The organism is Streptomyces sp. NPDC058195, from assembly GCF_042883525.1.
In the GTDB taxonomy this organism is placed as follows: Bacteria; Actinomycetota; Actinomycetes; order Streptomycetales; family Streptomycetaceae; genus Streptomyces.
This window is the reverse complement of record NZ_JBHVVM010000015.1, coordinates 110121-122744: the sequence shown is the minus strand read 5'-3', so window position 1 is coordinate 122744 and position 12624 is coordinate 110121. Positions and strand designations below refer to the sequence as shown.

Below are 12624 nucleotides of genomic sequence, written 5' to 3'. Positions count from 1 at the left end.
CGGACGGGCGGCGATATGCGCAGGTCCGGCGGGCTCTACCCAGGTGACGGGCGGAGTTCTAGGGTGATCGGCATGCGAGTCGGAGAGAGCGCGAAGCGGGCCGGGGAGAGCGCGGGGAAGCGCACACGCATCCACGTCGTCAGTGATGTGCACGGCAACAGCGAGGCGCTGGCCCGCGCCGGGGACGGCGCCGACGCGCTGGTCTGCCTCGGCGACCTGGTGCTCTTCCTCGACTACGCCGACCACTCGCGCGGCATCTTCCCCGACCTCTTCGGCGTGGAGAACGCCGACCGGATCGTCGCCCTGCGCACCGCGCGCCGCTTCGAGGAGGCCCGCGCCTTCGGCCGCGCCCTCTGGGCGGGCGTGGACCGCGACGCGGCGATCGTCTCGGCGGTGCGCAAGCAGTACGCCGAACTCTTCGCTGCCTTCCCGGCCCCCACGTACGCCACCTACGGCAACGTCGACATCCCCGGCCTCTGGCCGGAGTACGCCCGCCCCGGCACCACCGTCCTCGACGGGGAGCGGACCGAGATCGGCGGCCGGGTCTTCGGCTTCGTCGGCGGCGGGCTGACGACCCCGATGAGGACCCCGTACGAGATCGGCGACGAGGAGTACGCGGCGAAGATCGACGCGATCGGCCCGGTCGACGTGCTCTGCACCCACATCCCGCCCGAGGTGCCGGAACTGACCTACGACACCGTGGCGCGCCGCTTCGAGCGCGGCAGCCGCGCGCTGCTGGAGGCCATCCGCAGGACCCGCCCCCGGTACGCCCTCTTCGGCCACGTCCACCAGCCGCTGGCGCGCCGGATGCGGATCGGCGCCACCGAGTGTGTGAACGTCGGTCACTTCGCGTCCACCGGCAGGCCATGGGCCCTGGAATGGTGACCGCACCGGCACCGGACCCCGGGACGAGGCGGCGCACACACGCGATAGCCTTCTGACGGCAGGGTCTCTGCCGACGCACCGGGTACACCGCACTGGAGGAGCCACAGCGATGGCTGAACACACCAGGTCGAGCATCACGATCGAGGCGGCACCGGCCGACGTCATGGGAGTGATCGCCGACTTCGCCCGCTACCCGGAGTGGACCGGAGAGGTCAAGGAGGCCGAGGTCCTCGCCACCGACACGCAGGGCCGCGCCGAGCAGGTCCGCCTCGTTCTGGACGCCGGAGCGATCAAGGACGACCACACCCTCGCCTACACCTGGACCGGCGAGAACGAGGTCAGCTGGACGCTCGTCAGGTCCCAGATGCTGCGCGCCATCGACGGCTCCTACGCCCTGGCCGACCTCGGCGGCAACCGCACCGAGGTCACCTACCGGCTGACCGTGGACGTCAAGATCCCGATGCTCGGCATGATCAAGCGCAAGGCGGAGAAGGTCATCATCGACCGGGCCCTGGCCGGTCTGAAGAAGCGCGTCGAGTCCGTCCCGAAGGCCTGACCCCGATGCGTACGGTCCTCGTCACCGGCCCCGGAGGCGCGGGCCGTACCACCGTCGCGGCGGCCACCGCGCTGGCCGCCGCCCGCCGGGGCGGGCGCGCCCTGCTGCTGACCGCCGACCGCATACCCGGCTTGCCCGGCGGCACCGGGCCCACCGAGGTCACCGACGGGCTGTGGGCCGCCCGCGTCGACTCCGCCGGACACTTCCGCGGCGAATTCCTCGCCCTCCAGGACCGGGCGTCCGGCGTCCTGGACCTGCTCGGCGGGAACCGGCTGGACGGTGAGGAGATCACCGAACTCCCCGGCAGTGCCGAGCTCGCCCTGCTGCACAGCCTGCGCCGAGCCGCCGTGGGCGACTGGGCGCAGCACGGCTACGACCTCCTGGTCGTCGACCTGCCGCCCCTGCGCGAAGCCCTCGACCTGCTCTCCCTCCCCGCCCGGCTCCGCCGCTATCTGCGCAGGCTGCTGCCGCCGGAGCGGCAGGCCGCCCGCGCCCTGCGCCCGATGCTCGCCCAGCTCGCCGGGGTTCCCATGCCCGCCCAGTGGCTGTACGAGGCGGCCTCCCGCAAGGACGAGGAGCTGGCCGCCGTCCAGGCCCTGATCGAGGACCGCGCCACCACGCTCCGGCTGGTCGCCGAGCCCGGCCCCGCCGCCGAGGACGCCCTGCGCACCGCCCGTACCGGCCTCGCCCTGCACGGGCTGCGCGTCGACGCCCTCGCGGTGAACCGCCTGCTGCCCCGCCACTCGGCCGACCCCTGGTTCGCCGGGCTCGCCGCGCAGCAGGAGAAGACCGTCGGCCTCTGGCGGGAGGAGTGGGCGCCGCACGCCGCGCTGTGCGAGCTGCCCCACCTGGGCCGCGCCCCGCGCGGCCTGGACGACCTCGCCCGCCTCGCCGGGCACGTCGCGCCGGTCCGCGGCGTACGGGGCCCGGAACCCGGCGTGCACGGACCCGCCGCACCAGGGCCCGGCCGGGCCGAGGACCCCTGGTGGATCGAGGTGCCCGACGCCCCGGACGGCCTCGGCGGGCTGCTGCCCGGCAGCCGGATCGTGAGCACCGGCCCCTCGGGGGAAGGCGGGGGCGACGAGGACGGCGTACCGGTCCTGGTCTGGTGCCTGCCACTGCCCGGCGCCGTCAAGGAGGACCTCCGGCTGGTCCGCCGCGGGGACGAACTGCTGCTCACGGTGGGCCCGTTCCACCGGACCGTGCCACTGGAGTCCGGGCTGCGCCGCTGCACCGTCTCGGGAGCCTCGCTCACCGACGGGCTGCTCCGGGTCCGCTTCACCCCGGACCCCGGCCTCTGGCCCCGGACGGGCTGAACGGCGCCCGGCCGTTCGGGTAACGTCGGTAGGAGGCGACCGCGTACGCCAGGCCGCCGTACACCACGTCGCAGGAGTCCGTCATGAGCGATGCCACCGATCGTCCCGCCGACGACGACGCGTGGGCGAGCGCCTGCGCCGAGGACCTCGAAGCGGAGAAGGCCCGCCGTCGCGCCCAGCACGGCCCGCCGCCCGGCTCCGCCGCCGAGGAGCTGCGCAAGCTGGTCGACGCCGTGGCCGACAAGATCTCGTCCCTCCAGACACCACTGCTCGGCGCGGCGGCCCAGGGCACGGTGCAGCAGATCATCAAGCAGGCCAAGTCCGCGGTCGAGCCGGTCATCGAGCGCAACCCGGAGGTCTTCGACCACATCGCCGCGGCCGGCGGTGAACTCCTGGCCGCCTACCGCTCCGCCGTCGAGGGCCAGGAACGCCGCTGGACCCGTACCGCCGCCGACCGGCCCGGTACGGAGAAGCAGGCCGGCGATCCCACCGACCCGCGCGACGAGCCGCCCGCGGCGGGCGAGCACATCGACCTCGACTGACCGCGGGGCGGGCCCCCGGCTCGGGTACGGTTGCCCCAGCGGGGCACGACCGGAACTGAGGGATTCATGGGACTCACCATCGGCGTCGATATCGGCGGCACGAAGATCGCAGCTGGCGTGGTCGACGAAGAGGGCCGCATCCTCTCCACGCACAAGGTGCCGACCCCGCCGACCGCCGAAGGCATCGTGGACGCGATCGCGACGGCCGTGTCCGGCGCGAGCGAGGGGCGCAGCATCGAGGCCGTCGGCATCGGCGCAGCCGGTTACGTCGACGACAAGCGCGCCACCGTGCTGTTCGCCCCGAACATCAACTGGCGCCACGAGCCGCTGAAGGACAAGGTCGAACAGCGCGTCGGGCTCCCGGTCGTCGTGGAGAACGACGCCAACGCCGCCGCCTGGGGCGAGTACCGCTTCGGTGCCGGCCAGGGCCACGACGACGTCATCTGCATCACGCTCGGCACCGGCCTCGGCGGCGGCATCATCATCGGCAACAAGCTGCGCCGCGGACGCTTCGGCGTGGCCGCCGAGTTCGGCCACATCCGGGTCGTCCCGGACGGTCTGCTCTGCGGCTGCGGCAGCCAGGGCTGCTGGGAGCAGTACGCCTCCGGGCGGGCCCTGGTCCGCTACGCCCGCCAGCGGGCCAACGCCACCCCGGAGAACGCCACGGTCCTGCTGGCGCTCGGCGACGGCACGGTGGACGGCATCGAGGGCAAGCACATCAGCCAGGCCGCCCGGCAGGGCGACCCGGTGGCGATCGACTCCTTCCGTGAGCTGGCCCGCTGGGCCGGTGCCGGACTCGCCGACCTCGCCTCGCTCTTCGACCCGTCCGCGTTCATCGTCGGCGGCGGGGTGTCGGACGAGGGCGAGCTGGTCCTCGGCCCGATCCGCAAGTCCTTCCGGCGCTGGCTGATCGGTGGCCAGTGGCGCCCGCACGCCCAGGTGCTCGCGGCCCGGCTGGGCGGCGAGGCCGGACTGGTGGGCGCGGCCGACCTGGCCCGCCAGGGCTGATCCGTACCCGGACACGAGCTGACCGGACGCCCGTCGCGCCCCTGGGGGGAGCGGCGGGCGTCCGTCGTATCGTGTGGCGCATGGTCCTGACGCCACTGCCCGACTCCCGTACCGGGCCGGATGGTTCGGCCGTCGTCCGTGTGCTCGGCTACAACATCCGGTCGATGCGCGACGATCCCGAAGCGCTGGTCCGCGTCATCGGTGCCTGCGCCCCCGACCTGGTGTTCATCCAGGAGGCCCCGCGCTTCTTCCGCTGGCGCAAGCGCGCCGCCTGGCTCGCGGCCCGCACCGGTCTGGTCGTCCTCAGCGGCGGCGCGACGGCGGCCGGTCCGCTGCTGCTCTGTTCGCTGCGGGCCACGGTGGAACGCACGCAGGACGTCCTGCTGCCGCTCACCCCGGGGCTGCACCGCAGGGGCCTGGCCACCTCGGTGGTACGCGTCGCGGGCACCCGCATCGGTCTGCTGAGCTTCCATCTGAGCCTGCAGCGCGCGGAACGCCTGGCCCAGGCCGGGATGGTGCTGGAGCGGATGGACGCGCTGGGCGTCGAGCACGCCATCGCGGCCGGTGACCTCAACGACGTGCCGCCCGGCGGGGCCTTCGGCGTGCTGACCGGGCGGCTCCAGGACTGCTGGACGGTACGGCCCTGGGGCGGCGAGCACACGTATCCGGCGGACGGCCCGGACCGCCGGATCGACGCGGTCTTCGCGACGCCCGGGATCGAGGTGCTCGGCTGCGGCGTCCCCGCCGGGCTGCCGGGCGTCGGCGACGCGGACCTGCGCGCGGCCACCGACCACCTTCCGGTACTGGCCGCGCTGAGGGTTCCCGCCTTGAGGCCCTGAGGCCCTGAGGCCCTGGAGCCCTGGGGCTCCAGGGCCTCCTGTCAGACCACCGCGCCGCGCCCGGGGTTGTCGTCGTCCTCCCCGTCGTCGTTCATCCGGGCCACCAGGGTGACGAAGCCGCCCAGGAAGCCGCCGATGCAGACGGTGGTGAACCACCAGGTCATCTCCCAGCCCAGCACCACCGCGAGCAGCATCAGCACCGGGCCGCCGACGACCCCGAGCCAGGCGAACTTCGCCGTGGTGTCGGCCTCCGGCAGCGGCGGAGGCTCCGGGGGGACGAAATGCCCCTCGTCGTTCTCGTCGAAGTCGTCGTCCTTGGGCTCTTCCAGCCCGTAGTCGCGCGGGCCCATGACACCGGGGGCGAAGACGACCGAGCTGCCGAGCGGCTTCTCCGGCGGACGCGGCGGCTTCTTGCCGAGCCCCTTGTCGATCTCGGGGATGCCGGGCTTGTCATCCTCCAGCAGCGCGAGGTCCTCGACCGAACGGAACGGCTTGGCGCCCGGCGGGTCCGGCGGTTCGTCGCCGTACCCCTCGACGATCGCGCGCCACACGGCCTCCTCGTCGACCGGCGCCCCGTCCCGGCCGCCCTCGCCGCCCGGCGAGGCCGCCTTCCGGGGCGTGCTCTCCTCCTGGCCCGTGCCGTCCTCGGGCACGGCCGCGCCCTCGGCGGGAAGCGGCTCGCGCTCCTCCTCGCTGCCCGCGCGCTCCGCGTCGTGCTCAGCCACCTGACGTGCTCCCCTTCATACCGGCGCTCGGGGCGAGGCGGCCGATGAACCGGTGGCTCTCGTCGAAGATCCGCTCCGCATCGTGGTCCAACGTCGCCACGTGGTAGCTCTGTTCCAGCAGGATCTCCTCGACGTCCGTCGACGACACCCGGCTCAGGATGCGTGCCGAGTCGGCGGGCGGCACCACATGGTCCTGCGGACTGTGCAGCAGCACGATCGGCTGGGTGACCTGCGGCAGCTCGGTGTCGACCAGCCGGAAGAACTGCCGCAGCGAGTGCGCGGCGTGCAGCGGCACCCGGTCGTACCCCACCTCCTCGGATCCCTCCAGGGCGATGTCGCTGGCCAGGCCCTTCGTGGTGGGCATCAGATGGCGGACGACCGGCAGCGCGTGGGCCGCCAGACCGTGCACCTTGTTCGCCGGGTTGACGAGCACCAGGCCGCTGATCGCCTCGCCGTGCTTCGCCGCCAGCCGCAGCGTCAGCGCGCCGCCCATGGACAGCCCGAAGACGAAGACCTGGCTGCACCGCTCCAGCAGAGCGCGCAGCTCCCGGTCCACCTCCGCGTACCAGTCCTGCCAGCCGGTGAGCTGCATGTCCTGCCAGCGGGTGCCGTGGCCCGGCAGCAGCGGCAGCGAGACGGTGAGTCCGCGCTCCGCCAGATAGTGCGCCCAGGGGCGCAACGACTGCGGGGAACCGGTGAATCCGTGGCAGAGGAGGACGCCGACCTCTCCGCCCTCGTGGCGGAACGGCTCGGCTCCGGGAAGGACCGGCACCAAGGTCTCCTGTTCGTGAGGCTCGCGGGGGAGCGCAAGGGAAGGGGGAGTGCAGAGGATTACTTCACCGTACGCGACCGGGCTGACACCGACCAGGGCCGTCACCGGCACGGGCCGCCGCAACGGCCCCGTGCCGGGCCGCCCACGGGATAGGGTCTGTCGGACAGCACACAGGAGGCACCCGAGTTGATCTACGGCGCAATGAAGTTCTCCATCGGCGGGGGGCTGAAGCTCGCCTTCCGGCCGTGGGTGGAGGGCCTGGAGAACATCCCCGCGCAAGGGCCGGCGATCCTCGCGAGCAACCACCTGTCATTCTCCGACTCCTTCTTCCTGCCGGCCGTCCTGGACCGCAAGGTCACCTTCATCGCCAAGTCCGAGTACTTCACCGGCACCGGCGTGAAGGGCAAGCTGACCGCCGCCTTCTTCAAGGGCGTCGGCCAGCTCCCGGTGGACCGCTCCGGTACCCGCGGCGCCGGTGAGGCGGCCATCAAGGCGGGCATCCAGGTCATCGAGAGCGGCGGCCTGTTCGGCATCTACCCGGAGGGCACCCGCTCGCCCGACGGCCGCCTCTACCGCGGCAAGCCCGGCGGGCTGGCCCGGGTGGCCCTGGCCACCGGTGCGCCGGTGATCCCCGTCGCGATGATCGACACGGAGAAGATCCAGCCGCCCGGCCAGGTCGTGCCCAAGCTGATGCGCCCGGGGATCAGGATCGGCAAGCCGCTCGACTTCAGCCGCTACCACGGCATGGACGGGGACCGCTTCATCCTCCGCTCGGTCACCGACGAGGTGATGTACGAGATCATGAAGCTCTCCGGCCAGGAGTACGTCGACATCTACGCGACGGCCGCCAAGCGGCAGATGGCCGACGAGGCGAAGCACCGGGCCGAGGCGGAGAAGCGCAGGAACGACGGGTCCGGGGCACAGGACTGAGGAACGGTACGGCGCGTGCGCGCGCCCGTACCGTCCGGGGGGTGGGGGGAAGTGGCCGGGCGCGTGCGCGTCGTACGGATGTCGGTCGAGCAGCCGCTGTGGAGTGCGCTGACCGCGTACCGCGTGCTCACCATGATCTACGCGGTGCTGCTCTCCGTCTTCGGCCGCGCGAAGTACGACCGGCCGTGGGTGGCCGTCGTCTTCCTGACGGTGATGGTGGTCTGGACGCTCGCCACCCTCCCGAAGGTCGCGGGCGCCACCGCCTGCACCAAGCGATTCCTCGGCGCCGACCTGACGATCGCGCTCGCCGGCATACTCCTCACCCCGCTGGCCGACTTCGAGGCCCAGCAGGTCGACGGTCCGACGCTGCCGTCGATCTGGACCGCGGGCTCGGTGCTGGCCTTCGCGATCAAGGGAGGCTGGCGCTGGGCCGCCGTGGCCTCCACCTTCGTCGCCGTCGCCAATATCGTCGAACGCGGGAACCCCAGCCGGGACACCTTCCACAACGTGCTGCTGGTCTGGGTCGCCTCCATCGCGATCGGATACGTCGTCGAGGTCGCCCGCGCCAGTGAGCGCACCCTCGCCCGCGCCCTGGAGATCGAGGCCGCCACCCGCGAACGGGAACGGCTGGCCCGCGACATCCACGACAGCGTGCTCCAGGTCCTCGCGATGGTGCAGCGCCGCGGCACCGCGCTCGGCGGCGAGGCGGCCGAGCTGGGCAGGCTCGCCGGAGAGCAGGAGATCGCCCTGCGCACCCTGGTCTCCAGCGGACTGGTGCCCGCCGACCGGCTCTCCGAGGACGCCGCCGAGGGGGCCGTGGTCCGCCGCGTGGAGCCCGATGACGAGCCGTCCGGCCAGGCACCCTGCGATCTGCGCTCCCTGCTCGCCCCGCACGCCGGCTCCCGGACCAGCTTCGCGGAGCCGGGCGCCCCGGTGCTGCTCGCCCCGGCCGCCGCGCGGGAACTGGCCGCCGCTGTCAGTGCCGCCCTGGACAATGTCAGGGTGCACGCGGGGGACAAGGCCCAGGCCTGGATCCTCGTCGAGGACTGGCCGGACGAGGTGATCGTGACGGTCCGCGACGACGGCCCCGGAATCCCGGAGGGACGGCTCGCGCAGGCCGAGGGGGAGGGCCGGATGGGGGTGGCCCTGTCGATCCGCGGACGGCTGCGTGACCTGGGCGGCACGGCCGATCTGATCTCGGTGCCCGGCCAGGGCACCGAGGTCGAGCTGAAGGTTCCGAAGGTTTCACGGGGGAAGGCGGGAACAGCGAGATGAGCGAGCAGACCACCGGGAGCGGCCGGGAGAGCGCCGTCAGGGTGATGGTGGTGGACGACCACCCGATGTGGCGCGACGCCGTCGCCCGCGACCTCTCCGAGTCCGGTTTCGACGTGGTGGCGACCGCCGGTGACGGACCGCAGGCGGTCCGCAGGGCGAAGGCCGCCACCCCCGACGTCCTGGTGCTCGACCTCAACCTGCCCGGAATGCCCGGCGTCCAGGTCTGCAAGGAGCTCGTCGGCTCCCACCCCGGGCTGCGGGTGCTGGTGCTCTCCGCGAGCGGAGAGCACGCCGACGTACTGGAGGCGGTCAAGTCCGGCGCCACCGGCTATCTGCTCAAGTCGGCCAGTACGCAGGAGCTGACCGAGGCCGTGCGGTCCACCGCCGTCGGCGACCCCGTCTTCACCCCGGGCCTGGCCGGTCTGGTCCTCGGCGAGTACCGCAGACTCGCCTCCGACCCCGCACCGGCCGCCGCCGACGAGCCCAACGCGCCCCGGCTCACCGAACGCGAGACCGAGGTCCTCCGGCTGGTCGCCAAGGGACTCTCGTACAAGCAGATCGCCGAGCGGCTGGTCATCTCGCACCGCACCGTGCAGAACCACGTGCAGAACACCCTCGGCAAGCTCCAGCTCCACAACCGCGTGGAGCTGGTGCGCTACGCCATCGAGCGCGGACTCGACGACGCCTGAGCGCCGCCTGTCCGGCCCGCCCCGCCCGAGCGGCGGGGCTGCCGGGCGGACCGTATATTCGCGAAGACCGGCCCATCGGCGGCGCCCGGCCCGTGCCCCGGGGCCGCCGGTCCGCGCGACCAACGGGAGAAGCCGTGGAAATCCTGGCCTTCGGTGTGCAGTCCGACGAGAAGCCGCTGATCGAGCGGGCTTTCGCGGGACAGCACGAGGTCCGCTGCCTGGACGTCTTCCTGAACAAGGACACCGCCCCCATCGCGGCGGGCTACGAGGTCATCTCCACCAGCGTCAACGCCGACCTGGGCGCCCGGGTGCTCCAGACCCTGGCGGCGGGCGGCACGCAGATGATCGCCCAGCGCTCCACCGGCTTCAACAACATCGACCTCGACGTCGCCGAGCGCCTCGCCCTGCGGGTCGCCCGGGTCTCCAGCTACTCGCCGTACTCCGTCGCGGAATTCGCCTGGACCCTCGCGATGGCCGTCAACCGCCGGATCATCCGGGCCGCGAGCCGCACCCGCGACTTCGACTTCCGGCTCGACGGACTCCTCGGCCGCGACATGCGCGGACGCACCGCGGGCGTGATCGGCACCGGCAAGATCGGCGAGGCCTTCACCCGTATCGCCCACGGCTTCGGCATGAGGCTGCTCGGCTGGGACGTCGCGGAGAACCCCGCCTGCGTCGGCCTCGGCATGACGTACGTCCCCAAGGACCAGCTGCTTGCCGAGGCCGACCTCATCAGCCTGCACGTCCCGCTGCTCCCCGCGACCCACCACCTCATCGACGCCGCCGCCCTGGCCCGGATGAAGAACGACGCGATCCTGGTCAACTCCAGCCGGGGCGGGCTCATCGACAGCACCGCGCTCGTCGCGGAGCTGCGCGCGGGCCGCTTCCTGGGCGTCGGACTCGACGTGTACGAGGCGGAGGCCGGGCTCTTCTTCCTCGACAAGTCGCTGGAGGGCACCGACGACGACACCCTGGCCCGGCTCGTCACCTTCCCGAACGTCATCGTCACCTCCCACCAGGCGTACTACACCGAGGAAGCGGTGGGCCAGATCATCGACGCCACCGTACGGAACGTCGCCGACTACCTGGCCGGTCACCGCAGCGAGAACGTGCTGGTCCCAGCGCTCACGGCGGGCTGAGCCCCGGCAGGCCGGGGCGCCGGGACCGCCCGCCCCTCAGCTCGCCACCGGCAGCCCGGCCAGCAGCTCCGACACGATCCCCGCCCCGCGCAGCGTCAGCACCGACTCCGGGTGGAACTGCACCGAGGCGAACCCCGGCCCGCGCAGCGCGTGGAGCTCACCGGTGGCGGCGTCCACGCTCGCCGTGATGCCGTGCGCCGCCAGCTCGGTGACCACATCGGCGTCGCAGCGCGCGGTGAAGCTGTTGTAGAAACCGACCGTCTCCGGCCGCCCGAACAGCTCGATCCGGGTCTGCGCGCCCTGGTACGGCACGGCCTTGCGGACGATCTCCAGCCCCAGTTCGGCCGCGATCAGCTCATGCCCCAGACAGACCCCCAGCAGCCCGTGCCGGTGGTCGCGGACCAGCTCCGCGGCCAGGGCGCGCAGCAGCCGCATCTTCGGATCGGCGGCGTCCCCCGGATTTCCCGGCCCCGGCCCCAGCACGACCGGGCCCCGGTGCGCGCGGACCCGCTCCCGCAGCCCCGGCTCGTCGAAGCGGCACACCGACACGTCCAGGCCCGAGGAGCGCAGCAGGTGCGCCAGCATCGCGGTGAAGGTGTCCTCGCCGTCGACCACCAGGGCCCGGCCGGACAGGTCGTGGCCGCGCTCCTGCATCCGCAGCCAGAACGGGGCGAGGCCGTCCCGCCGGGCGTCCAGCGCCGCCCGCACCCGGGGGTCGTCCGCCAGGCGGGGCCGGGACGCCTCGTCGCGCGGGCGGCCGGGGCGCACTCCGAGGGCGGTGAGCACTCCGGCCGCCTTCGCGTGGGTCTCGGCGACCTCGCCGTCCGGGTCCGAGTGGCGCACCAGCGTCGCCCCGACCGGCACCCGCAGCGCACCCCCGGCCGAGATGTCGGCGGTACGGATCAGGATCGGCGAGTCCAGGCTCTGCGCCCCGCCCGGCTCCTGCCGCAGCAGCGCCAGTGCCCCCGCGTAGTAGCCGCGCCCGCCGGGCTCGTACCGCTCGATGACCCGGCAGGCGTTCTGCACCGGGGAGCCGGTGACCGTCGCCGCGAACATGGTCTCCTTCAGCACCTCCCGCACATCCAGCGAGGAGCGCCCGCGCAGCTCGTACTCCGTATGGGCGAGATGGGCCATCTCCTTGAGCCGCGGTCCGACCACCACCCCGCCCATGTCACCGACGGTGCACATCATCTTGAGCTCCTCGTCGACCACCATGGAGAGCTCCTCGGTCTCCTTGCGGTCGGCGAGGAAGTCCAGCAGGCTCTCCGCGGCCGGTCCCCCGGCGGGGTAGCGGTACGTCCCGCTGATCGGGTTCATCACCACCGTCCCGCCGGACATCCGCACATGGGCCTCCGGACTGGCCCCGACCAGCACCCGCCCGCTGCCCCCCGTGTGCACGACGAACGTCCAGTACGCGCCGCGCTCACCGGCCAGCAGCCGCCGGAAGAGGGCCAGCGCGTCCGCCCGGCCGAAGCCGGGGATCTCGCCCTGGAAGGTACGGCGGATGACGAAGTTCGCGCCCTCGCCCTGCCCGATCTCGTCCTCGACGACCCTCCGTACGATCCCGGCGTACTCCGCGTCCCCGACGTCGAACGCGCCGCCCTCCACCCGCACGTCCCGCACCGGCAGGTGCTCCAGCACCTCGCTGAGCGGCAGCTCGTACGTCGCGTCGGCGACCAGCACGGACAGCGGCGTCCCGTCGTCGCGCACGTCGAAGCCGCGCTCGGCGATCTGCCGGAACGGGATCAGCGCGAGCGAGGGGAGCGGGCCCACCGGAAGGTCGGCGAGCCGTTCGGCCTCCCGCACCCGGCCGGTCAGCACCTCGACGACGTCCTGGTCACGGCCGGGCGTACGCCTGCGCAACAGCGCGAACGGCGGACCGTCCTCGCGCAGCAGCCCGGCGAGGACGGCGTCGGCACGGTGGGGCGTGGGGGACACATGGGGCATG

The 12624-nt window shown here is 73.1% G+C and carries 13 protein-coding genes; 10 read left to right on the top strand and 3 right to left on the bottom strand.

The annotated features are described in order from the left end of the window. Nucleotides 1-72 precede the first annotated feature (72 nt). From ACFVWY_RS20185 to ACFVWY_RS20160, 6 genes are all read left to right on the top strand, one after another. On the top strand, nucleotides 73-885 hold the full coding sequence (locus ACFVWY_RS20185; protein ID WP_389874103.1) for a metallophosphoesterase: 813 nt from the start codon (nucleotides 73-75) through the stop codon (nucleotides 883-885). A 109-nt stretch (nucleotides 886-994) separates the two neighbouring features. Beyond that, nucleotides 995-1441: an SRPBCC family protein gene (locus tag ACFVWY_RS20180; protein ID WP_389874101.1), complete on the top strand. Its 447-nt coding sequence runs from the start codon at nucleotides 995-997 to the stop codon at nucleotides 1439-1441. 5 nt (nucleotides 1442-1446) lie between these two features. Then, nucleotides 1447-2757: an ArsA family ATPase gene (locus ACFVWY_RS20175; protein ID WP_389874098.1), complete on the top strand. Its 1311-nt coding sequence runs from the start codon at nucleotides 1447-1449 to the stop codon at nucleotides 2755-2757. Nucleotides 2758-2840: 83 nt separating this feature from the next. Then, entirely contained in the window at nucleotides 2841-3299 is a 459-nt protein-coding gene (locus tag ACFVWY_RS20170) for a DUF5304 domain-containing protein (RefSeq protein WP_389874096.1), read from the top strand. A gap of 66 nt (nucleotides 3300-3365) precedes the next feature. Further along, nucleotides 3366-4307 (top strand): ROK family glucokinase, encoded by a 942-nt coding sequence (locus ACFVWY_RS20165; RefSeq protein WP_389874092.1) that lies wholly within the window; start codon nucleotides 3366-3368, stop codon nucleotides 4305-4307. Between the two features lie 80 nt (nucleotides 4308-4387). Then, nucleotides 4388-5146 carry an endonuclease/exonuclease/phosphatase family protein gene (locus tag ACFVWY_RS20160; RefSeq protein WP_389874089.1) on the top strand — a complete coding sequence of 253 codons (759 nt, stop codon included), beginning with the start codon at nucleotides 4388-4390 and terminating at the stop codon, nucleotides 5144-5146. Between the two features lie 41 nt (nucleotides 5147-5187). Here the strand turns inward: ACFVWY_RS20160 and ACFVWY_RS20155 are convergent, their stop codons facing one another. Together ACFVWY_RS20155 and ACFVWY_RS20150 are read right to left on the bottom strand one after the other, a co-directional pair. After that, the gene (locus tag ACFVWY_RS20155; RefSeq protein ID WP_389874087.1) at nucleotides 5188-5871 is read right to left on the bottom strand and encodes a hypothetical protein; all 684 of its coding nucleotides are present in this window, start codon (nucleotides 5869-5871) and stop codon (nucleotides 5188-5190) included. Next, nucleotides 5864-6643, bottom strand: coding sequence for an alpha/beta hydrolase (locus ACFVWY_RS20150; protein WP_389874084.1), 780 nt, complete (start codon nucleotides 6641-6643; stop codon nucleotides 5864-5866). The genes ACFVWY_RS20155 and ACFVWY_RS20150 overlap by 8 nt, the downstream gene beginning before the upstream one ends. A gap of 201 nt (nucleotides 6644-6844) precedes the next feature. Here ACFVWY_RS20150 and ACFVWY_RS20145 point away from each other — a divergent pair, with 201 nt between their 5' ends. From ACFVWY_RS20145 to ACFVWY_RS20130, 4 genes are all read left to right on the top strand, one after another. After that, the gene (locus ACFVWY_RS20145; RefSeq protein WP_389874264.1) at nucleotides 6845-7573 is read left to right on the top strand and encodes a lysophospholipid acyltransferase family protein; all 729 of its coding nucleotides are present in this window, start codon (nucleotides 6845-6847) and stop codon (nucleotides 7571-7573) included. Nucleotides 7574-7624: 51 nt separating this feature from the next. Then, complete coding sequence (gene macS / locus ACFVWY_RS20140) at nucleotides 7625-8848, top strand: MacS family sensor histidine kinase (protein ID WP_389874081.1); 1224 nt, start codon at nucleotides 7625-7627, stop codon at nucleotides 8846-8848. Beyond that, entirely contained in the window at nucleotides 8845-9537 is a 693-nt protein-coding gene (locus ACFVWY_RS20135; RefSeq protein ID WP_389874078.1) for a response regulator, read from the top strand. The genes macS and ACFVWY_RS20135 overlap by 4 nt, the downstream gene beginning before the upstream one ends. A 134-nt stretch (nucleotides 9538-9671) precedes the next feature. Next, nucleotides 9672-10676: a 2-hydroxyacid dehydrogenase gene (locus ACFVWY_RS20130; protein WP_389874075.1), complete on the top strand. Its 1005-nt coding sequence runs from the start codon at nucleotides 9672-9674 to the stop codon at nucleotides 10674-10676. 36 nt (nucleotides 10677-10712) lie between these two features. On the opposite strand, the gene ACFVWY_RS20125 is transcribed toward ACFVWY_RS20130, so the two are convergent. Then, on the bottom strand, nucleotides 10713-12623 hold the full coding sequence (locus tag ACFVWY_RS20125) for an anthranilate synthase family protein (protein ID WP_389874072.1): 1911 nt from the start codon (nucleotides 12621-12623) through the stop codon (nucleotides 10713-10715). Nucleotide 12624: the final 1 nt, after the last annotated feature.

What these genes read in the sequence shown, in the direction of transcription:
- ACFVWY_RS20165 (WP_389874092.1), top strand. Translation starts at nt 3,366, where the DNA reads ATGGGACTCACCATCGGCGTCGATATCGGCGGCACGAAGATCGCAGCT.
- ACFVWY_RS20180 (WP_389874101.1), top strand. Translation starts at nt 995, where the DNA reads ATGGCTGAACACACCAGGTCGAGCATCACGATCGAGGCGGCACCGGCC.
- ACFVWY_RS20170 (WP_389874096.1), top strand. Translation starts at nt 2,841, where the DNA reads ATGAGCGATGCCACCGATCGTCCCGCCGACGACGACGCGTGGGCGAGC.
- ACFVWY_RS20145 (WP_389874264.1), top strand. Translation starts at nt 6,845, where the DNA reads ATGAAGTTCTCCATCGGCGGGGGGCTGAAGCTCGCCTTCCGGCCGTGG.
- ACFVWY_RS20175 (WP_389874098.1), top strand. Translation starts at nt 1,447, where the DNA reads ATGCGTACGGTCCTCGTCACCGGCCCCGGAGGCGCGGGCCGTACCACC.
- ACFVWY_RS20185 (WP_389874103.1), top strand. Translation starts at nt 73, where the DNA reads ATGCGAGTCGGAGAGAGCGCGAAGCGGGCCGGGGAGAGCGCGGGGAAG.
- ACFVWY_RS20135 (WP_389874078.1), top strand. Translation starts at nt 8,845, where the DNA reads ATGAGCGAGCAGACCACCGGGAGCGGCCGGGAGAGCGCCGTCAGGGTG.
- ACFVWY_RS20125 (WP_389874072.1), bottom strand. Translation starts at nt 12,623, where the DNA reads ATGCCCCATGTGTCCCCCACGCCCCACCGTGCCGACGCCGTCCTCGCC.
- ACFVWY_RS20160 (WP_389874089.1), top strand. Translation starts at nt 4,388, where the DNA reads ATGGTCCTGACGCCACTGCCCGACTCCCGTACCGGGCCGGATGGTTCG.